This is a genomic window from Haemophilus sp. CCUG 60358, assembly GCF_001679485.1.
Classification (GTDB): Bacteria; Pseudomonadota; Gammaproteobacteria; order Enterobacterales; family Pasteurellaceae; genus Haemophilus_D.
Genome location: NZ_LZOZ01000017.1, coordinates 59,287 through 84,400, shown reverse-complemented (window position 1 = coordinate 84,400; position 25,114 = coordinate 59,287). Strand labels below are relative to the sequence as shown.

At 39.2% G+C, this 25,114-nt stretch carries 28 protein-coding genes; 8 read left to right on the top strand and 20 right to left on the bottom strand.

Annotated features, from left to right (window positions below; translation table 11 throughout):
* Positions 1–2: 2 nt before the first annotated feature.
* The 4 genes from A9500_RS08215 to A9500_RS08200 are packed head-to-tail and all read right to left on the bottom strand — an operon-like array spanning position 3 to position 2,197.
* A complete protein-coding gene (locus A9500_RS08215; RefSeq protein WP_065244557.1) occupies positions 3–266 on the bottom strand; it encodes a phosphopantetheine-binding protein in 264 nt (87 codons plus the stop codon).
* On the bottom strand, positions 266–1,039 hold the full coding sequence (locus A9500_RS08210; protein WP_065244556.1) for a 1-acyl-sn-glycerol-3-phosphate acyltransferase: 774 nt from the start codon (positions 1,037–1,039) through the stop codon (positions 266–268). Before A9500_RS08210 ends, A9500_RS08215 begins: the two co-directional genes overlap by 1 nt.
* Positions 1,024–1,761, bottom strand: coding sequence for a beta-ketoacyl synthase chain length factor (locus A9500_RS08205; protein ID WP_065244555.1), 738 nt, complete (start codon positions 1,759–1,761; stop codon positions 1,024–1,026). The genes A9500_RS08210 and A9500_RS08205 overlap by 16 nt, the downstream gene beginning before the upstream one ends.
* A 16-nt stretch (positions 1,762–1,777) precedes the next feature.
* Positions 1,778–2,197 (bottom strand): hypothetical protein, encoded by a 420-nt coding sequence (locus A9500_RS08200; protein WP_065244554.1) that lies wholly within the window; start codon positions 2,195–2,197, stop codon positions 1,778–1,780.
* A 155-nt stretch (positions 2,198–2,352) separates the two neighbouring features.
* Between A9500_RS08200 and A9500_RS08195 the strand changes: the two genes are divergently transcribed.
* Positions 2,353–2,778, top strand: coding sequence for an excinuclease ABC subunit A (locus tag A9500_RS08195; RefSeq protein ID WP_065244553.1), 426 nt, complete (start codon positions 2,353–2,355; stop codon positions 2,776–2,778).
* A 33-nt stretch (positions 2,779–2,811) separates the two neighbouring features.
* Here the strand turns inward: A9500_RS08195 and A9500_RS08190 are convergent, their stop codons facing one another.
* Genes A9500_RS08190 through A9500_RS08150 form a run of 9 tightly spaced genes read right to left on the bottom strand, consistent with a single transcriptional unit; the run spans position 2,812 to position 10,116 of the window.
* Positions 2,812–3,408, bottom strand: a complete 597-nt coding sequence (locus tag A9500_RS08190) for a hypothetical protein (RefSeq protein WP_065244552.1) — start codon at positions 3,406–3,408, stop codon at positions 2,812–2,814.
* Positions 3,405–4,391: a beta-ketoacyl synthase N-terminal-like domain-containing protein gene (locus A9500_RS08185; protein ID WP_065244551.1), complete on the bottom strand. Its 987-nt coding sequence runs from the start codon at positions 4,389–4,391 to the stop codon at positions 3,405–3,407. Before A9500_RS08185 ends, A9500_RS08190 begins: the two co-directional genes overlap by 4 nt.
* Positions 4,391–4,681 carry a phosphopantetheine-binding protein gene (locus A9500_RS08180; protein ID WP_065244550.1) on the bottom strand — a complete coding sequence of 97 codons (291 nt, stop codon included), beginning with the start codon at positions 4,679–4,681 and terminating at the stop codon, positions 4,391–4,393. Before A9500_RS08180 ends, A9500_RS08185 begins: the two co-directional genes overlap by 1 nt.
* On the bottom strand, positions 4,681–5,922 hold the full coding sequence (locus tag A9500_RS08175) for an ABC transporter permease (protein WP_065244549.1): 1,242 nt from the start codon (positions 5,920–5,922) through the stop codon (positions 4,681–4,683). The genes A9500_RS08180 and A9500_RS08175 overlap by 1 nt, the downstream gene beginning before the upstream one ends.
* Positions 5,916–6,638, bottom strand: coding sequence for an ABC transporter ATP-binding protein (locus A9500_RS08170; protein WP_065244548.1), 723 nt, complete (start codon positions 6,636–6,638; stop codon positions 5,916–5,918). The genes A9500_RS08175 and A9500_RS08170 overlap by 7 nt, the downstream gene beginning before the upstream one ends.
* Positions 6,635–7,624, bottom strand: a complete 990-nt coding sequence (locus A9500_RS08165) for a BtrH N-terminal domain-containing protein (RefSeq protein ID WP_065244547.1) — start codon at positions 7,622–7,624, stop codon at positions 6,635–6,637. The genes A9500_RS08170 and A9500_RS08165 overlap by 4 nt, the downstream gene beginning before the upstream one ends.
* Before the next feature lie 29 nt (positions 7,625–7,653).
* On the bottom strand, positions 7,654–8,043 hold the full coding sequence (locus A9500_RS08160; RefSeq protein ID WP_065244546.1) for a hypothetical protein: 390 nt from the start codon (positions 8,041–8,043) through the stop codon (positions 7,654–7,656).
* A complete protein-coding gene (locus A9500_RS08155) occupies positions 8,033–9,193 on the bottom strand; it encodes a beta-ketoacyl-ACP synthase III (RefSeq protein ID WP_065244545.1) in 1,161 nt (386 codons plus the stop codon). The genes A9500_RS08160 and A9500_RS08155 overlap by 11 nt, the downstream gene beginning before the upstream one ends.
* Before the next feature lie 2 nt (positions 9,194–9,195).
* Positions 9,196–10,116, bottom strand: coding sequence for a hypothetical protein (locus tag A9500_RS08150; protein WP_065244544.1), 921 nt, complete (start codon positions 10,114–10,116; stop codon positions 9,196–9,198).
* A gap of 362 nt (positions 10,117–10,478) precedes the next feature.
* Between A9500_RS08150 and aroK the strand changes: the two genes are divergently transcribed.
* Genes aroK through A9500_RS08135 form a run of 3 tightly spaced genes read left to right on the top strand, consistent with a single transcriptional unit; the run spans position 10,479 to position 12,988 of the window.
* Positions 10,479–11,021: a shikimate kinase AroK gene (aroK, locus tag A9500_RS08145; RefSeq protein WP_005698062.1), complete on the top strand. Its 543-nt coding sequence runs from the start codon at positions 10,479–10,481 to the stop codon at positions 11,019–11,021.
* Between the two features lie 9 nt (positions 11,022–11,030).
* Positions 11,031–12,119, top strand: coding sequence for a 3-dehydroquinate synthase (aroB, locus tag A9500_RS08140; protein ID WP_065244543.1), 1,089 nt, complete (start codon positions 11,031–11,033; stop codon positions 12,117–12,119).
* 14 nt (positions 12,120–12,133) lie between these two features.
* Complete coding sequence (locus A9500_RS08135; RefSeq protein ID WP_065244542.1) at positions 12,134–12,988, top strand: Dam family site-specific DNA-(adenine-N6)-methyltransferase; 855 nt, start codon at positions 12,134–12,136, stop codon at positions 12,986–12,988.
* Between the two features lies 1 nt (position 12,989).
* Here the strand turns inward: A9500_RS08135 and A9500_RS08130 are convergent, their stop codons facing one another.
* The gene (locus A9500_RS08130) at positions 12,990–13,310 is read right to left on the bottom strand and encodes a DciA family protein (protein WP_065244541.1); all 321 of its coding nucleotides are present in this window, start codon (positions 13,308–13,310) and stop codon (positions 12,990–12,992) included.
* 72 nt (positions 13,311–13,382) lie between these two features.
* Between A9500_RS08130 and secM the strand changes: the two genes are divergently transcribed.
* The 4 genes from secM to A9500_RS08110 all read left to right on the top strand — a co-directional run bounded on the left by secM (position 13,383) and on the right by A9500_RS08110 (position 18,664).
* Positions 13,383–13,700, top strand: coding sequence for a secA translation cis-regulator SecM (gene secM / locus A9500_RS08125; RefSeq protein ID WP_014064170.1), 318 nt, complete (start codon positions 13,383–13,385; stop codon positions 13,698–13,700).
* A 73-nt stretch (positions 13,701–13,773) separates the two neighbouring features.
* A complete protein-coding gene (gene secA / locus A9500_RS08120; protein ID WP_065244540.1) occupies positions 13,774–16,470 on the top strand; it encodes a preprotein translocase subunit SecA in 2,697 nt (898 codons plus the stop codon).
* A gap of 87 nt (positions 16,471–16,557) precedes the next feature.
* Positions 16,558–16,962, top strand: a complete 405-nt coding sequence (gene mutT, locus A9500_RS08115) for an 8-oxo-dGTP diphosphatase MutT (protein WP_065244539.1) — start codon at positions 16,558–16,560, stop codon at positions 16,960–16,962.
* Between the two features lie 22 nt (positions 16,963–16,984).
* Positions 16,985–18,664: a sulfatase-like hydrolase/transferase gene (locus A9500_RS08110; protein WP_065244538.1), complete on the top strand. Its 1,680-nt coding sequence runs from the start codon at positions 16,985–16,987 to the stop codon at positions 18,662–18,664.
* 30 nt (positions 18,665–18,694) lie between these two features.
* Here the strand turns inward: A9500_RS08110 and holA are convergent, their stop codons facing one another.
* The 6 genes from holA to corA all read right to left on the bottom strand — a co-directional run bounded on the left by holA (position 18,695) and on the right by corA (position 24,888).
* Complete coding sequence (holA, locus tag A9500_RS08105; protein ID WP_065244537.1) at positions 18,695–19,732, bottom strand: DNA polymerase III subunit delta; 1,038 nt, start codon at positions 19,730–19,732, stop codon at positions 18,695–18,697.
* On the bottom strand, positions 19,732–20,235 hold the full coding sequence (gene lptE / locus A9500_RS08100; RefSeq protein WP_065244536.1) for an LPS assembly lipoprotein LptE: 504 nt from the start codon (positions 20,233–20,235) through the stop codon (positions 19,732–19,734). Before lptE ends, holA begins: the two co-directional genes overlap by 1 nt.
* 87 nt (positions 20,236–20,322) lie before the next feature.
* On the bottom strand, positions 20,323–22,911 hold the full coding sequence (gene leuS, locus A9500_RS08095; protein ID WP_065244535.1) for a leucine--tRNA ligase: 2,589 nt from the start codon (positions 22,909–22,911) through the stop codon (positions 20,323–20,325).
* A 118-nt stretch (positions 22,912–23,029) separates the two neighbouring features.
* Complete coding sequence (gene yggU / locus A9500_RS08090; protein WP_049367348.1) at positions 23,030–23,317, bottom strand: DUF167 family protein YggU; 288 nt, start codon at positions 23,315–23,317, stop codon at positions 23,030–23,032.
* 78 nt (positions 23,318–23,395) lie between these two features.
* Entirely contained in the window at positions 23,396–23,941 is a 546-nt protein-coding gene (locus tag A9500_RS08085; RefSeq protein WP_049367349.1) for a YggT family protein, read from the bottom strand.
* Positions 23,941–24,888 carry a magnesium/cobalt transporter CorA gene (gene corA / locus A9500_RS08080; RefSeq protein ID WP_065244534.1) on the bottom strand — a complete coding sequence of 316 codons (948 nt, stop codon included), beginning with the start codon at positions 24,886–24,888 and terminating at the stop codon, positions 23,941–23,943. The genes A9500_RS08085 and corA overlap by 1 nt, the downstream gene beginning before the upstream one ends.
* Positions 24,889–25,114 lie beyond the last annotated feature (226 nt).

The following is a 25,114-nucleotide window of genomic DNA, read 5'->3' as shown; positions in this document are numbered from 1 at the left end:
AATTATGCCTCACCTTTTTGTGTGCGAATAAAGTGAGCAAGCGTGGCTACACTTTCAAAGTAATCTCTTAATTGAGTTTGTTCGCCATCTAATTGTAAACCAAATGTTTTTTGAACAGCTAAGCCTAATTCTAAGGCATCAACTGAATCTAAACCTAACCCTTCAGATGAAAAAAGAGGCATGTCAGTTTCAATATCTTCGATACTGATGTCTTCTAATGCTAGGCTGTCAATGATAAGTTGTTTTAATTGTTGTTCAAGTTGCATTATTGCGATCCTTTTTGTGAGGTTTGAGAATTAAAATAATCTTCTAAATATTTCGTTAAACGGCGAGATGCCATTGGGATAGATTGATTTTCTATCCATTCTTTTGGATCTATATCATCGCCAACTGATAGTTCATAATGAATTTGTCTATCGGGTATTTTATACCATGGATGACCCTTTTTTAGGCTTAATGGATTCATCTTGATGGTAATAGGTGTAATCACTTTTGCGCTACGTAATCCAATTGAAACGGCACCACGATTCAATTTAACAATGCCATCCCAGCCAGTTCTTGTTCCTTCAGGAAATAATAACAGGCTTTCTTGTTGTAATACACGTTCACAATGATCTAAGAGTTCTAGAGACTCAGTATTGGGAATAAAACCACAAGCAAGAATTTGATTTCTCATCGTGGGATTGTGTAAAAGATCTTTTTTCACAATACAGTTAAGTGAAGGTGCTTTACTGAGAATCAATACAACATCAAGCAACGATGGGTGATTGACTACAACTAATTGACCAGGGCGTCCCAATTTTTCAAACCCTTGGTAAGTCACTTTTAAGGCGCCCGCACAAGACAGGTAGCGAATAAAATAGTACCAAATCCCGCCGACAAAACGACGAATTTTTAGCTGTGTAGATAAATTAGTTTGCTTTCCTTTTTTGGCAAAAGGAAGTAAAACAAGTTGTAATAATGTACCCGCCACAGCCCAAAATAAAAAGGCAATGGCGGTAGCCAGCCAACGTTTAAGAAAATCTAATTTTTCTGCCATAGCCAAGTTCCATTTGAACTACTTGGTGTACGCCAAGCACGACTCTCAAGATGTTGATGAGAAACCCAAGTTAGTGCATTATCTGCGATATCATTATTAAAAGAGGAATCGGTAAGCGTTAATTGATATTGCTTTCCTTTAGTAACGACTAAAACCAAGGCGTAGCCTAAAGGAGTACGAATGACCGGTTGAGCATTGTATTTTGCCTCAAGAGGTGATTCTGCAATAACAACAAGCACTTGTTCATGCTCTTCATTAAGCAATAATGTTGCTTCCAATAGTGCGGTTTCAAGATTGTCCACTCGGGCCATAATCGAAGTGGTTTCTGATTTCACTTGACGTAATTCAGACCATTGTCCAATTAATGCATTATGAACTGATAGGCTAAAAGAGGTAGGGGAAACATCCCCTTCTTTCAATAATGAATGCCATAACGCAAAATTGCGGTTCATTTCACTGTTTGATGAAGCATAAACCACTGGCATATCTGCATTTTCTCCTACCAAATCCCATGCAGCCTCAAAAAAGAGACGTGCAGAATCACTTAAGCGACGGCGTTTAAGTGGTGGTAAAAAAGCTAATTTAGGTGCAAAGTCTTCAAATGTTTCACTTTGGTTTCGTAAATAAGCATAGCCTTGTTTCCAATCATCTGCTGCTAAGTATTTATTGCAGACAATATTCCACCCCTTAAGTGAAAAAGAGAAATTACAGATTTCAGTCATGTTATATTGTTAAAAATTAATTGTTTTTGAATAATTCATTAATCATTAAATCTGTTTGGCCTTGTAAACCAACTTGTTTTACACGATCAGCTTCATCACCGCGATGTTTATAAGAAACAGAGCCAAGAGAAAGTTTATTTGAATCTCTTAAATCCAATCTTGCTCTTGCAATAATTTTAGAGTTACCTTTTACGCTGAAGTGTAAAATATGACTACAGCCTTCATCTTTTTTAACAAGTCTTGCTGCGATATGTTTTTGTTTTAAACTTTTCGTTAAAGCCTCTACAATTTCATCTGGCGCTTTACGAATAGATCCTTTCAAGCATACTTCTTTGATATTTTTAGCTTCTACTGGTTTTACATCATTAACACCTGATGAACAAGCTGAAAGAATAAATGAGCCAAATAAAAGTGAGGAAAGTAATAGTTTTTTCATGGGTTGGTACCTTAAGTTATAAATAAAAATTTTTAAGATTCTACACTACTTCTATTCACAATAAAATAGTCGTAGATAGGTTAAAATTTGATATATTACTCATCTCTATGTTATAAAGGGAAATATTTATTTCATTCAAATCAAAAGGAGTCAAAATGAAATTAGTATCTAAATTAAGTATTGTTGCTACTGCTATGCTTATGGCTGCTTGTGCACCAAGAGATACAACGCATTATTATTCTATTCAGGATGCGTTAAATTCTTCAGAAGCAAAAGAAATTATTGACCCATCGGTTAAACTTTATTTTGGCAAACCAGCACCAGGCAGAGTAGTTAAAGCAGGTTTGGTAAGTAATAAGAAAACGAATGCGGCAAATAAATCAGATGAAAAATCTTGTCAGTGGGCATTCCTTTCTACGGTAAAACAATTCCAAGATAGAGCAAAATCACAAGGTGCGAGCAAAGTGGGTAATATCGTCAGTTATTACAAAAAGAACACTTTCCAAAGCACAACGCAATATGAATGCCATGCGGGTAACTTAATGAGTGGTGTGGCATTAAAAGGCGATATTGTTAAGTAATTGTTTATTAAATAACACCTTAGTTGATATCAATTAAGGTGTTATTTTTTTGATTTGAGAAAGAAAATCTAAGCTTTCAGACATTGAATGCTCAAGAGAGAAGAGATCAAGTTTTCTTTCCGAATTTTCCCCATTTTTAGAAATAAGCCAAAACACGGCCCCTTCAGTTTGTTCAGAATGCTCACTTTTTTCTAGCGTCCAACCGATTAATGCAGATGATATTTCATCGTTTTCAAGATCCAATAAGGCGAGTTTTAGTGGCTGCCAAATGGTTTGATGGTTAATCGCTAAAAATACGGAGTTGGCTGAGGTTTGTAAGGTTTGAGTCAGTTGAAACGTCGCTGCGTTATTGATATTTGCCATAAAATCTAAAGGGCTAGGCAAATTTTGCTCCATCAGTTGATGAAACATTTTATCAAACTTGCTTGGTGAATTAAAAAGCGATCCTAAATAAATTCCTGTATTTTCATCAATATAGGGGTTTAATGGTATCGCACCAAGCAAAGCAAGTTGAGTAAAACGACTTAAACGACGAGCATCGAGACCTTGTTCTTTGAGTTGCTGGCGTAACGTTTTATCATCCACGCCATTGGCGATGAACTGATTAGTTTGTTTTATATAAAATGTCATTCACTCACCTTTAAAATCCATGCAATATTGCTACCGCCAAAACCTAAAAAATAATTTAAAAAGTGACCGCACTTAACATCAGTTTTTTGTAAGTGTTCGATTAAAAATGCGGTTTCTAATGCACCACTGGCACCAAGCGTATGCCCCATATAGGGTTTTACTAAAATGGTTTCGGTATTCGGGAAGAGTTCCTGTAAAACTGATTGTTCCATCTCATCGCTATTCCCCCCTACACCATGCACTTTAATGCCTTGAATGTTTTCTGTTTTTAGATTTGTTTTTGCTAAACAGTTGGTGAGTAATTGACGTAATGCCGTTTCGCTACTGTTGGTCAGATTTTCATTATCTGTGATTGTTGTTATCCCCAATATTTCACATGGGAATGACACGTTTTTTTCTGTTGATAATGCGACACACCCAACGCCTTCGCCTAATACAATGCCCGTAGGATTGATGAAAGGGTGATATTCATTGGCTTGTGATAATAGGTTCATGGATTGGAAATGTTCAAAAGTAAGACGATTAAACATCTCAAAACCAACTACTAGGGCCTTTTTATACATACCAGTTTTCAGCATTTTGTATGCATAACCAATGGCTTGTGCCGAAGATGTACAAGACGTGGCAAAACTAGATACTTCTGTCTGATAGCGATTTCCTAAATTCTCAGCGATGGCAGTAAGGTTATATTCTTTCGGTAATGCTTGGTGATGAGCAATGCGAATTTCACAGTCACTGATCATATAAGCGGTAGAACCAAGTAGAATGGGGATGTTTTTTAGATCAGATTTATCCCAACCCGCACGTTGTAAAGTGCGGTCGATTTCAATATCAATATAGTGATAGAGCTGCTCTAATGACAGCAGCGGTTCCTTAAATGCGTTGAAATAAGGAAAGCTAAGCGGTTGGCCTAGCATATTGGAAGCTCGTTGACCAAGCTTTTCAGCAAATCGAGCAGAAACAGCATTGAGATAAACGTTCATTAGATTTTACTATGTTGTTCACGGATAAAAGCCGCGAGATCACGTATGTTCATCATGTGTTTGCGCACCATGCGATCACCTTGTAAACGCACACCAAAATGAGCCTGTAGTGCTACAACAACTTGTAACGCATCTAATGAATCTAATTGAATACGGCTTTGTTCGCCAAATAGCCATTCATCATCACGAATTTCGGCAGGATCAAATTCATCTTTTTCCGTTTCTTGAACGATGAGTTTTTTGAGTTCCAGCTCAAGTGCTGGCGCTTCCAGTGTAAAAGTATAAGCCATTAGAATCTCGCTTGTTTAGTTAATTGTCGTTGATAAATGAAAGTAGCTAAAAGTAATGTGATTGCCCCAAATCCACTTAATAAATAGAGTGGTTGTTGTATTTGGTTAAGGTGATAGTGATTTAATAATAAATTTTGGAAACCACTTAATGCCCAGCCCATAGGCGAAAATTGCGAAATAGTTTGCATGATTTCTGGCATCACATAAACAGGCACCATAATACCGCCAATGGCTGCCATGATAATAATACCACCTCCGCCTAATACGACCGCATGTTCAGTGGTTCTCGCTACTACACTAATTAACAAACCATACCCTAGTGCCGCAAGACTTACTGCACTGGATAATACGATGTAGGGTAACCAACTTCCAGAGAGTGTAAATGCGGGCATATCAAGTGCAGGGAGGACAAAATAACCAAGCGCGACCATGCCGACGAATTGTAACTGGTTAATCAAAAAATAAGGAATTAATTTGGCAATAATCAAGCTCAATGCAGAGGCTCGCGCCATGCGTAAACGGGTTAGCGTATTGGTTTGACGCTCCATTGCCATCACATTAGATAGAGGAATCATAATAAAGAACATGCCAAAAATCAGCCAAGCCGGTACACTATGTTGCACGGAGCTTGGTTTGCTCACTTCCTTTCCATGACGATTGACATAAATTTCTTGCCACAAATCTTTAGAAAGATAATCATTAATTTGAGCAAATTTGCTATCCAGCTCTTTATTGACTTTATTCTGAATTTCTTTAATTGGTTTGCGTTTATTATTTTCTAATGTGATGTGATTATCAGCTAAATAATCGTTTAAACGTAGTTGTGAATAATGTTTTTGCAATACGCCTTTCACACCCAGTAACCAACTGCGATCTACACTAGGATTCAACCAAAGTTGTAAAGCCTGTTCTTCCGAAAGTGCGGTCTGTTTTTGATTAGGATTTAAAACCAATAGGTCAAATTTACCTGTTTGTAAATCAGCTTGATATTGAGTTAATTCTGATAATGGAGCTTGTTTAACCGCAAGATTTTCTTTCTTGAGTTGAGTGAGAAAATCATCATTTAGCTGATTTTTTTCACTTAATAGTACAATCTCTGACCGATTGCTTAATGTATTATCATTACTCAATGCCGCCGACATAATCAACATAAACAGAATTGGCATAATGAATAACACAGCAACACCATGCAGATCACGGCTTAATAGGCGCATTTCTTTAAAAATCGATGCAATTAACATGTTTTTCCCGCCTGATTTAAAAAATCTAAATAAAAACGTTCCAAACTTTGTCCTTCTTCTAAAATGCCTTGCACGGTGCCTTGATAAATGAGATTGCCTTCATTTAACAGCACTAACTTATCACATAATTGCTCTATTTCTTGTAAATAATGAGAGGTATAAATTACCGTCACACCTTGCTCTTTCAGCGCCGCTACGCTATCTAAAATAAATTGGCGGGATTGTGGGTCAATACCCACTGTGATCTCATCTAGAAAAATCACTTTTGGGCGATTAATTAAGCCAATAGCAAAATTTAAACGGCGCTTTAACCCGCCGGATAAATGTTTCGCAAGCTTATTTTTATCAGAGGTTAAATCTACCTTAGCGAGTAGTTCTAGTAAATAACCTTTATCTCGAACATCATACAATGACGCAAAAAATCTCAGATTTTCCAAAACCGTGAGCAAGGGATAAAATGCAAAATCCTGTGGCACCAAGGAAATCTGATGGCGCTGTTTTTTGCTTAGTTTTGCAAAAGGTACACCGTCAAAATAAATTTCTCCTTGTTGCACAGATTGCAACCCAGCAAGTAGAGACATTAATGTCGTTTTACCTGCACCATTCGGACCTAAAAGTCCAATCGTGGAAGCTGATTCAATATCAAAATTGACCGCACTTAATGCATTTTTTTCAGCGTTAGGGTAGAGATGGCTAAGATTATTTATTTGAATCATAAATTACGTAATGTTTGCCAAATTTGTTGTTCTTTATTTGCAATGTCACGCAAATATTCAGCTACGGTGTGATAACCTTTATTTGTTGGTTTCTTGCATTGTTTCACACATAATCCCGCAAATTGACGCCACATATCGCCAATTTCAGTCATTTGTTCGGAAGTCTGTTTGTATTTAGGTTCTTGGCAGATATCAGAGGCTTGTTCGAGAAAATAGGCATATAAATAGCGAAAACCTGCACCACCAGTGCCGATTTCTTCTTGCATACGCACGATGTGACCCAGATATAAGCGTTTGTATTTGTCCGAAGGATGCGTTGCCAGTTTTTCAATTTTTTTGGCTACAGTACGGATACCTTTTACACCGACGAAAAAGAGTGGAGCCAACATTTGTTTGGCATTTTTTCGAATAGCTTTACGGGTAATACTTGGTAAATCAATCTTCGCTAAGTCTGGTTGGCTTTCAAAGTAATACATCAACCCTTTTGGCGCCAGTACACCTTTCACAAAACGCGCGCGTTGTAAATCTTCAGCAGCACAATGCTGTACCGTTTCAAAAACGGGATCGCTAACTAAGTAGTCATTGTGCTCTTTGCCGTACACAATTAAATTGTGGGCATTAAAATGGAAACGCATTTCTGGTGGGAAATAAGGCAACCAGAAAACAGAGGTTTGTAAACCAACTAATTTATTTTCGGTCAATGCGAGATCGAGTGCTTCTTGTCCAGCTTGTGGCGAACGAAACTTTTGTATGTTTAACCGCACTTTTAAACGTTTTGCCACATTTTTAATGATTGATTTTGGGGGCATGCGGTAGGATATGAGTGGCATTCCATTGACTTTAACTAATGGAATATAAACAAAGGTCAACGCTGAGGCTAAGCCGAAAACCATCGCCTCGTTAAAATCGACACCTTGTGCTTTCAACATAGTGGACATGACACCACTTTCGCAGTGAGCCGTGTGCTGATGCTGGAAATTGTTCATAGGAATTAATATATAACTGTGATTTTTATTTAGATCGTTTTTAATGTTGAAGTTGACACGCCAAATGCTTCTGCATATTTAGCCAATACATTATCCGACAGTTTCTCAAAGACACTTGGTTTAAAATGTCGTTTAATTTGCCACTGCCAAAGCCCTGTTGTTTGAGCAAGTGTTGGCAGGTCAAAACGATAACGATACATATAATAAAAGAGCGGTGATTTTTCACCGCGTTTTACCGCATCTAAGGCTTCATTTGTCAGTTGGTTAAATTCTTCAACCGCTTGTTCGGTGACAAATGCTTCTGTATCCCAACCTGTTGTTGTGCCAGTTTTATAATGACCATTTTGAGTGGCATAAATGACTTTCTTTTGCCCACGAAAAATTTTACTGTCGTCTTGTGGGATTTCATTAATGTCCATTCACGACCTCAAGCAACATAAAACAAGAGGAGAAACGACCGCTCTCTGGAATATAGCACAATACTTTTTGCCCATTTTGGAGCGGGAATTTCTCTAGAAATTCTTGCAAAATGATGTAAATAGATGCAGAGCCTGTATTCCCTTTACTTTCAAGATTGGTGAACCATTTTTCTTGTGGGATCTCAAAATTAATATTTTTCAGTCCATCTAATAATTTATCTCGGAAAAAGCCTGAAGAATAATGAGGTAAGAAATAATCAATCTCGTCTGCTTTTAAGTCATATTTATCAATTAAGCGTAATAGCGCATTTTCAACCGTGCAACGCACAATATTTTCATTGAGTAATTTGACATCTTGCTTAACAGCCATCAGGCTACGCGCTTCACGCTCTTCTTTAGTGACGTTTTTCCAACTCACAAATTGTTCGTCACGAATCTCTGCACCTGCATACATACACACAGGCATTTCATTGGCGTAAGAAATAAGGTCAATCCAGTGGATCTTTAAGCTAAATCCATGCTGATTGGGCTGATTACTTAATTGTACGGCACCAGCACCGTCAGAAAGCATCCAACGTAGAAAATCTTTTTCAAAACCAATTTCCGGTTTAGCTTCATCTAATTGTCGTTGCTCAATTTCTGCTTGAAAATGTTCACCACGCATGATGGCGGATGCCGCTTCAGATGCCACGGCAATTGAACTTTGATGTTCACCAGTACGAACTGCATTGTAAGCATGTTTCATTGCTGCCATACCCGCTACACAAACACCCGCGGCAGTCAGGACTTCATAAGGTGGTGCATTGGGGATTAAACCATGCACCATGACACCTTGGCCCGGCATAATTTGATCGGGGTAAGACGTACCGCATGCCAAGCAACTCACCTCATTGACATCCATCCCTTGGCGAATTAAATCATTAATGGCTTCTACTGCAAGCTCAGTGCTGGTATGTGTTGTTTCTCGGGTTTCCGGATTAATTGCATAGTGACGCGTTTTTATCGCATTCGAACGTAAGATCATTTTACGTACGCGGGATGGTGTCTTACCAATCATACCGAGCACTTGTTCCATTTGATCATTTGTTACGGGTTCATTTGGTAAAAATGCAGCAACTCGATTAATATAAACATCATGTAGTGAAGTCAAAATTATTCCCCTGAAGGTTCAGCAAAATAGCGCTTTTGGCGCGCCAGTTTTTCTTTTAATAATGGTTTTAATAGGCGTTTTACCACGGCTGAAAGTGGTACAACAGTGAGAATTAGTATAATCAAAAATACGATATAAAAATAGAGCATGGCTTGACGAAAAACAGGCGAAATTTGACCGCACTTTAACAGCAATTTTCCCCAGATATAAAAGCTGCGATGACCGACTTTTTCGCTCATCATTAATTTTTCATCAATTTTGACGGCGCCCATGTTTTGGAAAAGTGATTTATCTAAAGGTTGATTTTCGTTCAGAATCTGTACTAAACGATATCCAAAACGTTGCATATCTTGCATATCTGCATCACTAATTCCTGCACTCGGCAGCCATGAAAAATAACGTTTTTCTCCACTAAGCATCCATGCAGGAGTTGTAATAAAGCTTGCCCAAGCATTGGATTGATCCGTTTTAACCACATTACCAATTAAGTTAGCATCAAGTGCGGTCAGCATTTTTTTCATTTTTTCTTGCGCCATCAACCACATATTACGGCAGCCAATCAGTGTAATGACAGGCGTGTTTTTTAAGATTTTAGCCTGTTCAGATTGTAAAAATGCCGAGATAGGTTGTGAAGGCGATAGAAACCACACGCTGTAAGCGATGATGACTAAATCATATTTTTCGCGTTGTAATATTGGCGTTTCAATCGGTGCCGGTTTGAGATGAACTGATTCTGGAAATTGATTAAAAAAGGGAATAAATTTCCAAGGAAAAGAGTAGGGTTGAATCGGTTCAATTTGGCATTCGTCAATAACAATATTTTCTTGTTGCTTCAATGGTTGAAGAAAATGCTGAGTCAGCTCATTCAACTGCCCCGTTTGTGAATAAGAAATAACTAAAATGTGCTTTTGAGATTGAGACATAATTAAACGTAAAATGTAATTTAGCGCGCCATTATATATTATTTAATGCCTAATTTATAGCCTGTTTAAAGGCGCTATCTAGAGCAGTTTTAGTTGAAAATAAAGGTAAGCATCATGCTTAAAAGGTTAGTTTAGTGGCGATTTTAGAGGCGAGTATTAGTCTAAACATAAAAATCCCTCAAAAACTGACCGCACTTTTGCGCTTCTTAAAATAAATTCCCGCTAAAGGTTGAAACATAGGGGGATTTATTGCGATAATCTTCATTATTTTTTGGGTGATCTTTCGGGCTGCCATTTTTTCAGGTGGCCAGTTTTTATTAGGAAAGATTAATTTGAACATTATTTAAGTTAGAAGAATAACAATGGCTGAAAAACGTAATATTTTTTTAGTAGGTCCAATGGGCGCGGGTAAAAGCACCATTGGCCGTCAGCTTGCGCAACAATTGAATATGGATTTTGTCGATTCAGATGCCGTAATTGAGGAACGTGCGGGAGCAGACATTAGCTGGATTTTTGATTTAGAAGGCGAAGAAGGCTTTCGTAAGCGTGAAGAACGTATTATCAATGAATTGACTCAATTACAGGGCGTCGTGCTTTCCACTGGTGGTGGAGCAGTGATGTCAAAAGAGAGTCGTAATTATCTTTCTGCTCGTGGTATTGTCATTTATTTAGAAACCACGGTAGATAAGCAATATCAACGTACACAACGTGATAAAAAGCGCCCATTATTACAAGGGGCTGATGACCCTCGCCAAGTGCTTGAAGATTTAGCTAAAGTGCGTAATCCGTTATACGAAGAAATTGCGGATATTACTTTGCCAACAGATGAGCAAAATGCCAAAGTAATGGTTAATCAAATTGTTGATTTAATTGATAATCTAAACGGCTTAAACGGTTCACTCTAAGGATTAAAAATGTTGTGCGTAAATGTTGAATTAAAAGAACGTCGTTATCCCATTTACATTGGTGAAGGTTTATTAAAAGATGAAACCTGTTATCCGCTGAAGAAAGGGGATAAAGTGATGATCGTGACTAATCCAACCGTCGCACAATATTATCTTGAAACCGTTATACAAACGCTAGAAAAAATCGGCTGTCAGGTTGAATCAGTATTATTGCCTGATGGCGAAAAATATAAAACGCTCGATTCTTTAAACCTCATTTTTACCGCACTTTTAAAACATAATCATGGGCGAGATACTACCATTATTGCATTAGGTGGTGGTGTGATTGGTGATGTGGCAGGTTTTGCTGCAGCAAGCTATCAGCGTGGCGTGCGTTTTATTCAAATTCCTACCACATTATTAGCCCAAGTGGATTCTTCTGTTGGTGGCAAAACAGCCGTTAATCATGAATTGGGCAAAAATATGATTGGGGCGTTTTATCAACCTTCTACGGTGATCATTGACACCCTTACACTCAATACCTTGCCAAAACGTGAGGTGAATGCGGGACTTGCGGAAGTCATTAAATATGGGGCGATTTTAGATTATGCCTTTTTCGAATGGCTTGAAGCACATATTGATGAATTAGTTGCGTTAAATCAAAGTTCACTTCAGCATTGTATTGCGCGTTGTTGCCAAATTAAAGCGGATGTCGTTGCGCGCGATGAAACTGAAAAAGGTGATCGTGCATTATTAAATCTCGGCCATACTTTTGGACATGCGATCGAAACACATTTAGGTTACGGAAACTGGTTACATGGTGAAGCTGTTGCAGCTGGAACTATGATGGCTGCGGTGTTATCTGAACAATTAGGCGATCTTTCTTTTGAAGATGTTGCACGTTTAGAAAAACTTTTAGCGCGTGCTAATTTGCCGACCGTTTCGCCTGATGCTATGCAACCAGACGATTATTTACCGCACATGATGCGAGATAAAAAAGTACTGGCAGGTAAGTTACGTCTTGTGTTGCTAAAAGCGCTTGGTCAAGCCTACGTAGCGACTGATACCGACAAATCTCTTGTGCTAAACGCGATTGAGCGTTGCACACAACATGACTAACTGTCATTGCTCTCATGTTGCGTCCGAAAAATAACAAAACGAAACCTCGAATTAAACACCGCCCATTTTTGAAATGGGCGGGCGGTAAATTTCGTTTAACGGACGATCTCAACCGAGTCTTTCCAAAAAGAAAACAGTGTTTGATTGAACCCTTTGTTGGCGCGGGTGCTGTTTTTTTGAATTCCTATTTTGAACGTTATATTTTGGCAGATATTAATCCTGATTTGATTAACTTGTTTAATATCGTCAAAGACAATGTGGATACCTATATTGAGGCTTGTAAGCCAATTTTCTTTGCAGAGAATGCCAATACAGCCGACTATTATTACGCACAGCGTGAAGCCTTTAATCAATCCACCGATTCTTTCGAGCGTTCGGTGTTGTTCCTTTATTTGAATCGTTTTGGGTTTAACGGATTATGCCGTTATAACAGTAAAAATGAGTTCAATGTGCCCTTTGGGGCTTATAAAACCCATTATTTTCCCGAAGATGAATTACGCTATTTCGCCCATAAAGCGCAAAGTGCGGTCTTTTTATGTGCTGATTTTCAACAGACATTTGAATTAGCGGATAAACACAGCGTGATCTACTGTGATCCGCCTTATGCACCGCTTCCGCAAGATACTAATTTTACAGGATATGCGGGAAATGCTTTTGGTCTTGAGCATCAAAAGAATTTAGCGGAATGTGCAAAGAAAGCACAAAAAGAAAAGCAAATTTCCGTCGTGATTTCTAACCACGATACGAAATTTACGCGTGAGATTTATAAAGGGGCAAAATTCAAACGCGTTAAAGTACAGCGCTCGATTAGCCAATCTTCAGAAAAACGAGTTAAAGTAAAAGAATTAATCGCTATCTTTAAAGGTTAGTTTAGTAGGTTAATTCTGGGTTGATTTTAATCTCAAAGCCTTTTACTTCTGGATAGCTCGGTTGAATTGCAGTGAGTAATTCGCTTTGTCGAAATAAAATTCCTTGGCGAACGACCGCACTTTTGACTTCAACAAAGAGTTTTCCATCCTTGATAGAGCCTAAACGGAAGAGCCCTTTGAATTCTTGTGGAAAAAGGCGACTGATGTTTTGGTTCAGTTCATTCAACATTAAGCCTTTCTGCATGATTTTGACAAATTGTGATCCCTCTAGCACATCAATAATATTCATGGCTTTTTGATAACGCTCATGCTTGTTTTCCACAAAAATACCCCAATAATGACTTTATGTTGAATTTCCGATACAATACACACAAATTTTGTCAGAGACAATAAGATGATGAAATCAAATAAAGGTAAAACAAATTTCTGGTCGCAGTTGCTGTTAAGCATGATTGCGATTTTTGCTTTACCTGTTGCTCAGGGATTGGAGGCTCAGCCTTCGTCAAATATGAGTGGCGAAAATTATCAAACATCATCTGAACAACATATGTTGATTGCGGTGCGTGAAATTCGTCAAGCATTGCAGGTTCAACCTCAGCCAACAAATCACAAAACCCATTCCAATCAAAAACACGAAAAAATTCAACCGCACTTTATTGCGGCAGAATTCCCTGTTTTTGCCCCTATTCGTGCCGGCCCAGCCATCATTTAATTTTCTTTTATCTTTGAACGAGCCGATTTTTTAATCGGATGATCCTTTTTATTTTTTATTTGAAAGAGAAATTATGAGTTTTTTAACAAAAATTTTTGGTAGCCGTAACGATCGTATTTTACGTAAATTAAGAAAACAAGTTGCGAAAATCAACAAAATGGAGCCGGCTTTTGAAGCATTGAGTGATGATGAATTAAGAGCAAAAACTGACGAGTTCCGTAGCCGTTTAGCTAACGGTGAAACCTTACAACAACTTTTACCAGAAGCCTTTGCAACCGTGCGTGAAGCAGGTAAACGTGTACTCGGTATGCGTCATTTCGATGTGCAATTAATTGGTGGTATGGTGCTAACAAACCGTTGTATCGCAGAGATGCGTACGGGTGAAGGTAAAACCTTAACCGCAACCTTGCCTTGTTATTTAATGGCATTGGAAGGTAAAGGCGTACATGTTGTGACAGTGAATGATTACTTGGCACGTCGTGACGCGGATACCAACCGTCCATTATTTGAATTCTTAGGTATGACTGTTGGGGTGAATATCCCTGGCTTACCGCCTGAAGCAAAACGTGAAGCTTATGCGGCTGATATTACATACGCGACAAACAGCGAATTAGGTTTCGATTACCTTCGTGATAACTTAGCGCATTCTAAAGAAGAACGTTTCCAACGTCATTTAGGCTATGCTTTAGTGGATGAGGTGGACTCTATCTTAATCGATGAAGCACGTACGCCGTTGATTATTTCTGGTCAAGCGGAAGACAGTTCTGAGCTTTATATTGCGGTAAATAAATTAATTCCGAATTTAATTAAGCAAGAAAAAGAAGATACGGAAGAATATACCGGTGAAGGCGATTACACCTTAGATCTTAAAACCAAACAAGCGTATTTAACTGAACGTGGTCAAGAAAAAGTAGAAGAGTGGTTAATCGCGCAAGGTTTAATGCCAGAAGGTGATTCACTTTATTCACCTGCGCGTATTGTGTTGTTACACCACGTTATGGCGGCATTACGAGCAAACACCTTATTTGAGCGCGATGTAGACTATATCGTGAAAGATGGCGAGATCGTGATCGTGGATGAACACACTGGTCGTACTATGGCGGGTCGTCGTTGGTCTGATGGCTTACACCAAGCGATCGAAGCAAAAGAAGGGGTAGAAATTAAGAGTGAAAACCAAACTGTTGCCTCTATTTCTTACCAAAACTACTTCCGTCTTTATGACAAATTAGCGGGTATGACAGGTACAGCTGATACCGAAGCCTTTGAATTCCAACAAATCTATGGTTTAGAAACTGTCGTTATCCCAACCAACCGTCCAATGATTCGTGATGATCGTACAGACGTCATGTTTGAGAATGAAGAATACAAATTCAATGCGATTATTGAAGATATCAAAGACTGCGTTGCTCGCAATCAACCAGTTCTTGTGGGTACCGTATCAGTTGAAAAATCTGAAATGCTTTCTCAAGCGTTAGATAAAGCGGGCATCAAACACAATGTATTGAATGCAAAATTCCACGCACAAGAAGCGGAAATCGTTGCTGAAGCGGGGGCACCAGGTGCAGTAACCATTGCAACCAATATGGCAGGTCGTGGTACTGATATTATTCTGGGCGGTAACTGGAAAGCTCAAGTGGCAAAATTGGATAATCCAACACCAGAGCAAATTGAGGCAATCAAAGCTGAGTGGGAGAAAAATCACGAGATCGTAATGCAAGCCGGTGGTTTACATATTATCGGAACAGAGCGTCATGAATCCCGTCGTATTGATAACCAGTTGCGTGGTCGTTCAGGTCGTCAAGGTGACCCAGGTTCTTCACGTTTCTACCTTTCTTTAGAAGATGGCTTAATGCGTATTTATCTGAATGAAGGTAAATTGAATATGATGCGTAAAGCCTTCACTCAACCAGGTGAAGCGATGGAGTCTAAGCTGCTTGCTAAAGTGATCGCATCAGCGCAAGCGAAAGTAGAAGCGTTCCACTTTGATGGTCGTAAAAACTTGCTTGAATACGATGATGTGGCTAATGACCAACGTCATGCGATTTACGAACAACGTAATTACTTGCTCGATAATGATGATATTTCAGAGACTATCAAAGCAATCCGTAGCGATGTATTTAATGATGTGATTGACCAATATATTCCACCACAATCGTTGGAAGAACAATGGGATATTAAAGGCTTAGAAGAGCGTTTAGCGCAAGAGTTTGGCCTTGAGTTACCAATTGAACGTTGGTTAGAAGAAAATAACAATCTTCATGAAGAAAACTTGCGTGAGCGCATTATTCAAGAAGCCGAAGATGAATACAAAGCCAAAGAAGCGCTTGCGGGTGAAGAAACTATGCGTCATTTCGAAAAAGGCGTGATGTTACAAACCCTTGATGAACTCTGGAAAGAGCACTTGGCTGCAATGGATTATTTACGTCAAGGTATCCATTTACGTGGTTATGCGCAAAAAGATCCAAAACAAGAGTACAAAAAAGAATCTTTCCGTATGTTTACTGAAATGTTAGATTCTTTAAAACATCATGTGATTACGACACTCACTCGTGTGAAAGTACGTACGCAGGAAGAGATGGAAGAAGCAGAACGTGCACGTCAAGCAATGGCTGAGCGTGAAGCTCAAACGCATCATCCTGTAGGTGAAAACACAGAGCAAGCTCAAAGCGAGGACTATTCAGATCGCCATATTGGTCGTAATGAACCTTGTCCTTGTGGGTCCGGTAAAAAATACAAGCATTGTCATGGCAATAAAGCCAGATATGCTTAGTTAAGAAAAAGAGCGGTTAAATTTTTGCGTGTTTTAAAATACCGCTAAAAATGACCGCTCTTTCTACTTTTGAGATAAGGAAAAACGATGAGTAAGCCTATCATTCAAGTTGCGGCAGGGATTATTCGTAATGAATTTGGGCAACTATATTTGACCCAGCGTTTAGAAGGGCAAGATTTTGCACAGGCATTAGAATTTCCAGGCGGTAAAGTTGATGCAGGTGAAACCCCTGAAGAAGCCTTAAAAAGAGAATTGGAAGAAGAGATTGGCATTCATATTTTAAATGCTGAACTGTACGAACGTTTTCAATTTGAATATCCAACCAAAATTTTAGATTTTAGTTTTTATTTGGTCACTGAATGGATCGGCGAGCCTTTTGGACGAGAAGGCCAAGAAGGTTTTTGGCTTGAACAACGTGAGCTTGATGCAGGGCAATTTCCACCAGCCAATTTAAAGCTGATTCAGCGTTTAGTGGCTGAAAGTGTCAAATAACATTTAATCAAATTTATTTATTATGATTCCAAGTATTTTTCTGAGCTTATTTTTTATTGCAACGGTGATTTTTATCGTCAATTCGCACTATCGTTGGACATATTTTTTTGCGATAGCATTATTCGTTTTATTGTTTAACTCAATGTTTGCGATAACTGGTCAATGGCAACGCGGATTGAATTTTGCGTCCGTACTTTTTGTGGTGTTGATGTTATTCCATCGAATGAAAATCCATTACTACAAACAACCTTTACTCATTTCAGATTTTTGGCTTGTGACAGACTGGCGAAATTGGGAAACCCTTTTACATTATAAAGGCGCAATTTTCGGTGTATTAGGGCTATTAGGCCTACTTGGCTATGCTGTCTTAGGTTGGTCAGATGTAGAAAGTGCCTCAACTGGATTTCGTGTATTCGCAGCAATACTTGCAGCAACGAGTGTTGGTTTAATGTGGCATTATTCTAAAGATCCGGATGCGACAAAAGTCTGGTTAGACTCATTGCCAGATGATGGTCGAGATGTTTTCTTAAACCTGCCTATGTCTTGTCGTGGCGTATTCTTTAAAGTGCCAGAATTTGAAGGTAATAGCCAAAAATTTAAAGAAAAAATGACCGCACTTTTAAGTGAAAAGGCTGAGAGTAAAACTGAAAGTGCAGAAAAGCCAGACGCAGAAAAACCAGACATAGTGGTGTGTCTACAAGAATCAACCTTGAACCCTCATCAATTTGATTTTGATGCAGAAATCATCCCACCATTTTCAATGTTTAATAAGCAGGAAGATACTGCATTTGTGAGTCCATTGCGTGTACATACGGTGGGCGGCGCAACGTGGAAATCTGAATTTGCTTTCCTTGCAGGGGTGCCTTCAACCGATTTTGGCGCTTTAGCAAGTGGGGTGTTTTATTCTGTTGTGCCACACTTACAGACAGGTTTTATTAAAAACCTTCGTGAGCAAGGCTATTTTTGCGTGGCATTATCACCTTTTACGAAAGGTAACTACAACGCAAAACCTGCTTATGACCACTTTGGTTTTGATTTGATGTTGCAACCACAAGATTTAGGCTATCCCGCATCAATCAGCAAAAATCTCTGGCATATTAGCAGTGAAGAGATGATGTATTACACCAAACTGATTTTGCAGAAACAGCATCCATCATTGGAAAATGTACAACAGCCAATGTTTGTTTATGTGCTCACCATGAAAGAGCACGGCCCTTACAACACGAATATGCCAAACCATTTTAATTTGGCGAGTAAGCGTTTAGGGGGAAAAGCGATTTCTTGCTTGAACGATTATATTGATCGTATTGATAGCCTTAATGAGGCAATCGAAGGCTTGAATGATTATTTAAAATCGCGTGAAACACCTTATGTATTCGGTTATTTTGGTGATCACCAAGTCGCTTTTGATAATCAGCTTCCACCGAAAAAAGGTAACTTTGAGAATCCAGATTATGTGACTCAATTTGTGGTTAGAACTAATCGTAAGACTGACTTTGTTCAACAGCAAGATTTCTTAGATTTAGCCTTTGTTGGTGGTGTATTACTTGAGGTGGCAGGTTTATCACCGAAAGATGACTTTATGCGAGCGAATATCGCTATGCGTCAGCTAAGCCAAGGTAAGCTCGAAGATGCAGCGGATATGGATTTAGTGAATAGCTATCGAAATTATCTGTATCAAGATTTAAAAATTGCGCAATAATAAAAAATCTCGGTTAACGCCGAGATTTTTTTATAAGCAAAATTTAACCGATAAGTCTGCCAATTTTACCCACACGTCTTGACCATATTCTTGCTTGGTTGTGCGCTCAATATCTGCCAATTCTTGTAATATTTCAAAGAGCTTTTGATAAGTCAGTCGTTGTATCGCTGCCGTATAAAGATGACGACGATTCTGCCAAATTTTGAGACGGTCAAAATCCGCTTTGAGTGTCTGTGTTGGCAAACTCGTGTTAAGAGAGGGATTACGCAGCTGTGGTTTTGTTAATTCTAACAAGGTGAGCAGTTCACGTTGTAAAGTACGCAATAAAATAACTGGCTGCACATCTTCAGCTTGTAAACCTCGCAAAATTCGCTTTGAGCGATTTGCCTTGCCTGACAACAACGCATCAATCCATTGGAAAGGGGTAAAGACAGAAGATTGCTCTACGACTGATTTAACGCGGTTATACGTGAGTCTGTGATCAGGATAAAGCAAATCTAAAAGCTGTAACGCTTGTTTCAATGCCAGTAGATTATTTTCATAGCTGTAACAAAGTAGTTGAATGGCTTCCTCATCAGCTGATAATCCCATGTTTTTTGTACGATGCTTCACCCAACGAGAAAGTTGTTCTGAATTCGGTGTTTGGCAGTTAACAATAACAGCTTGTGGATCTAGTTGATTTGCCTGAATAAACCACTCTTGTTTTTCGGCTGCTTTAGACAATTTAGGCAAGGTGAGGACAAATAAGCTATCTTCATTTAATCCATTAATAAATTGCTGAAGGTTTTTCTGCAAAAGTGCGGTTAAATTTTCGGGTAAAGTGAGAATGAAAATTTGCTTATTAAAGAAGAGCCCCATAGATTGGCTGGCCTCAATTAATGCAGGCCAGTCAGTATTAGTATCTATGGTGATTTGATTTTTTTCATCAAAACCTTGAAGAAGGGCTGCTTGATGAATGAGATCTTCACTTTCACTGAGCAACAGGGGATCTGTCCCAACCAAAAAATAGACTTTTGCTAAATGGCTGTTCAGGTTAGAGGCCAGTTGCTCAGGAAAAATGCGGTTCATTATTTTCCTTGAACTTGATGTTGCAAGGCGGCCATTTTATTAATTAACTGGCGAGCCGCTTGTTCGCGCATATCATTCCAAATCACATCGCGTTCAGCTGATTTTGCTAATGCAGCACGTGAGTTATCAAAGAAAGTGCGGTTGATTTTTGCAGAGATTGGATAGGTTTCCCCATTTGCTAAACGCACGCTAGCCTCAACATCAAAGGTCAGTACTTTTTCTGCTTCACGACCTTGTTTAAAGACAGACGCCACTTTATCGCTTGAAGTCTGTTTATTTAAACGCAACACTGGCACACCTTGTTTTGCAGGAACAAGGTTTACGTTGTTGCTAAGCAGTTGCTTACGCATTGCCATTGACATTTCACTGTATGGGTCACCGCTTTCAAGGGCCATTGTTTTTAATTCTGCAGGAACAGCAGCACCATTATCGAAGTGCCAACCACAAGCAGTTAAAAAGGCTGTTGCCCCAACTAAGCAGATCGTTTTGATTGATTTCATCATAAAAATTACCTGTAAAATTCACCGCACTTTATTTTGTTTAATAGTCGTTTATGCAACGCTTGGAATAAAATGCGGTTATTTTATGGATTATTGCGGTTTAACCACCACATTTAACAATTTACCTGGTACATAAATCACTTTCACGATTTGTGTATTGTCAGTAAATTTCTTCACATTTTCATCTGCAAATGCAACAGTTTTCACGGTTTCTTCATCAGCATCAGCTGCAACGGTCACTTTACCACGTACTTTGCCGTTGACTTGTACCACGATAAGTTTTTCGTCTTCTACCATCGCCGCTTCATCAGCTTTCACCCATTCTGCATGGTCGATATTGCTTTCGTTGCCTAAAGCTTTCCATAATTCAAAGCAGATATGTGGTGTGATAGGGTAAAGCATACGCACCACAGCGCTCAATGCTTCCGCCATAACCGCACGATCCTGTTCGCTTTCTAATGGCGCACGGGTTAATTTGTTCATTAACTCCATCACTGCTGCAATAGCCGTATTGAATGTTTGACGGCGACCAATGTCATCGCTCACTTTTGCGATTGTTTTATGAACATCACGGCGAAGTGCTTTTTGATCTGCAGAAAGTGCGGTCACATCTAAAGCGGTTTTTGCAGGATTTTGGCTGTATTCATACACCAAATTCCATACACGACCTAAGAAACGTTTTGCTCCTTCTACGCCAGATTCTTGCCATTCAAGTGTCATTTCTGCAGGAGACGCGAACATCATGAAAAGACGCACGGTATCTGCACCGTATTTTTCCACCATCTCTTGTGGGTCGATACCGTTGTTTTTGGATTTCGACATTTTGGTCATACCGGTATGCACCAATTCACGGCCTTCCGGATCGGTTGCTTTGATAATACGACCTTTTTCATCACGCTCAAGGGTCACTTGCGTTGGGCTTACCCAAATACGCTCGTTGGTTGGACTGGTGTAGTAGAATGCATCGGCTAACACCATACCTTGGCATAATAATTTTTGTGCCGGTTCATCACTCGTGACGAAACCTGCATCACGCAATAATTTATGGAAGAAACGGAAGTAGAGCAAGTGCATTGTCGCGTGCTCGATACCACCGATATATTGATCCACCGGTAACCAATAGTTGGCTTCATCTTTATCTAACATGCCTTCAGCATAGCTTGGTGAAGTGTAGCGTGCGTAGTACCAAGACGATTCCATAAAGGTGTCAAAAGTATCCGTTTCTTTTAACGCAGGTTCACCGTTGAAAGTGGTTTTCGCCCAGTTTGGGTCTGCTTTAATTGGGCTTTTCACGCCGTCCATGACCACATCTTCTGGCAGGATAATCGGTAAATCTTCGATTGGTGCCGGTACGGTTTCACCGTTTGGCAAGGTCAGCATTGGAATTGGTGCACCCCAATAACGTTGACGTGAAACACCCCAGTCACGTAAACGATAATTAACTTGGCGTTTACCTACACCTAATTTTTCTAATTTATCCGCGATACCGTTGAATGCACCATCAAAATCTAAACCGTCAAACTCAGCAGAGTTCACTAATTTACCGTGCTCAACAAAAGCTTGTTTGGTTAAATCAATTTCTTCATCAGCAAGCGGTGCGATCACTTGTTTAATTGGTAAATCGTATTTTTGAGCAAATTCAAAGTCACGTTGGTCATGTGCTGGAACCGCCATTACTGCGCCAGTACCGTAATGCATTAATACAAAGTTAGCGACCCAAATCGGTAATTTTTCACCGGTTAATGGATGAATAGCGAATAAGCCGGTTGCCATCCCTTTTTTCTCCATGGTGGCAAGGTCTGCTTCCGCCACTTTGGCATTTTTCGCTTCACGGATGAATTCGGCTAATTCAGGATTCTTTTCTGCCGCTAAGTCCGCTAATGGATGCGCTGCTGCAATACCTAAATAACTTACACCATAGAAGGTATCTGGACGGGTCGTATAAACCGCAACTTTTTCTGCGGTATCTGCCACATTAAAAGTAATTTCTACCCCTTCAGAACGGCCAATCCAGTTGCGTTGCATGGTTTTTACCATGTCTGGCCATTGTGGAAGTTGGTCTAATCCACCTAATAATTGTTCTGCATAATCAGTGATTTTAATAAACCATTGAGGGATCTCTTTTTGTTCTACTGGAGTATCACAACGCCAACAACAACCGTCGTGCACTTGTTCGTTCGCCAACACAGTTACATCGTTCGGACACCAGTTTACGGTTGAGTTTTTTTTGTACACTAAGCCTTTTTTGTAAAGCTCAGTGAAGAACCATTGTTCCCATTTGTAGTATTCTGGACGGCAGGTCGCAATTTCGCGATCCCAGTCATAACCAAAGCCCAACATTTTGAGTTGGTTTTTCATGTATTCGATGTTTTCGTAAGTCCATTTTGCGGGTGCAGTTTTATTTTTAATTGCAGCCCCTTCAGCCGGTAAACCAAATGCATCCCAACCAATCGGCTGTAACACATTTTTGCCGTTCATACGTTGATAACGAGAAACCACATCACCGATAGTGTAGTTACGCACGTGGCCCATGTGTAAACGACCAGATGGGTAAGGGAACATTGAAAGGCAGTAATATTTTTCTTTAGACGTATCTTTGATTGCTTTGAAGACTTTATTTTCAGCCCAATATTGTTGAACTGCAGGTTCAATCAAATCGGGACGGTAATGTTGTTGCATAGAAAATCACCTTAAATTTTGACCGCACTTTGCGGCATGTTTTGATTTGTAAAATGTGATATAGGATAGCGTAAAACAGGGAAAATTGGTAGAAAGTGCGGTGATTTTTTTGCTGATTTTATAAGAGATTTTGAATTTCAGATGGAATTAATTTAGGCGAAGGAATCCAAACTTGTTTATGTCGGTTTAATTCACCTTTTTCAAGTATGATTGCACTTTTAGGTACTTTGAATGCTTTACTCAAAAATTTCATCAAGTGAGCATTTGCTTGACCATCAACAGGTGGAGCCGTAATCGTGATCTTGAGTTCATCATCATGCAATCCCACAATTTGATCTTTACTGGCTTTGGGTTGCAAAATGATTTTAAGGCGTAGTCCTTCAGATGTTTGTTCGATTGCTGACATAACTAAATTTACTCACCACATTTACAATAAGGGCTGGAAAATCCAGCCCGAAAAAATAATGTTATTTTTGACCGCACTTTAAGCGGCGATTGCCCATAAAACCTGGAAGTAGTCGTAAAAGAGATTATTCAAAAATAACAGGATAATAGCGATAACCATCGGTGAAAAATCAATCACGCCCACAGTTGGTAAAATGCGTTTAATGGGTTTCAATAATGGTTCGGTAAGTTGATATAACGCATAGAATGCAGGATTATTGCCACGATTAAACCAACTTAAAATTGCACCGGCGATTAACACATAGAAAATGGCTACACCGATATTTTTAATTAGTCCTAATATGCCCAATAGCAAGAAGAAACTGAGATTTAATCCGCCAAAGAGAATCGATTTTAGTCCGCAAAGCAAGAAGACTAAAAACAGTGCCGCAGTTTCCACTTTTTTCACCACAGGAAAAACTTTACGTAATGGCGCAATAACCGGTTGGGTAAATTTCAGTGTAAATTGAGAAATAGGATTGTAATAATCCACGTTCGCTAAGGGAAGCCATACGCGTAAAATTAACACTAAACAATACAGATCGATAATCGATCCTAAAAATAATGCAGTTTGGGAAATTTCCATTATAACCAACCTTTCCGTTTAAAATAGATATAAGGCGTAAGTGCCGCGCCAATCATTAATCCAATAGCCATTGGGTAACCATATTTAAAATGGAGCTCCGGCATAAATTCAAAGTTCATCCCGTAAGTAGATGCCACAAGCGTTGCCGGTAGGAACATAACCGATACCACCGAGAAGAATTTCATGATTTTATTCTGCTCGATATTAATGTAACCCATTGCTGCCTGCATTAAAAAGTTTACTTTTTGGAACAAAGACTCATTATGCGGTTGCAAGGATTCAATATCTCGTAAGATTTCTCGTGCTTGTTCTAACTGGTTTGGCGGTAAGCGCGTTTTACGTACCAAGAAGCCCAATGCACGTTGTGTATCCATCAAACACAAACGCACTTTAGAACTGGTATCTTCTTGTTCTGTTAGGGTATTTAAGGCTTCATCGAAAGCTTCATCTTGCGTACCGTTTAAAATTACGCGACTTAATTTTTCCAAATCGGCATAAACGTTTTCGATAACATCGGCTAATTGCTCAATTTTGGTTTCAAATAAGTCGAGTAAGACTTCATACGCATTACATTCGAATAAGCGCTGGCTACGGGAACGCATACGATATAAACGGAATGCTGGCAATTCACGATCACGCAAGGTAAATAGGCGGCCATCACGAATAGTAAACGCTACGCTCGCGAGGTCAGCGTAGTTTTCTTCATCTTCACAATAAAAGAATGAGTGCAAGTGCAAGCCGTCTTCGTCTTCAAAGAAACGCGCGGATGCTTCGATATCTTCTAATTCGAGGAATGAGGCGAGACTTTGTCCTAAGCCTTCTTGCAACATTTCACGTTCTTCCCCAGTCGGTTCCAGCAAATCTAACCAAATGGCAGAGCTAAGATCGGCTGGTTCGTCATCAATACGAAGCAAGCGGGAATCGTTAATGGCAAAAGCGTTAATCATTGGTCATACTCCTTTTGGGATTATGAAGATCCAACTGTGAACAAAAAAAGATCAAACGAAATTGGCACTAGAGAAAAGTGCGGTTAAATTTTTGTATGTTTTAAAAATGGGGTTCGTTCGATAAAAGATGCCGAAGAAAGGTAAATTGATTACCAGCGAACTCTCGCTGATAAGAGGCGAGAGTCTAAAGCGATATTCGGTATCGACTATGACTGTCCAAAGTGTG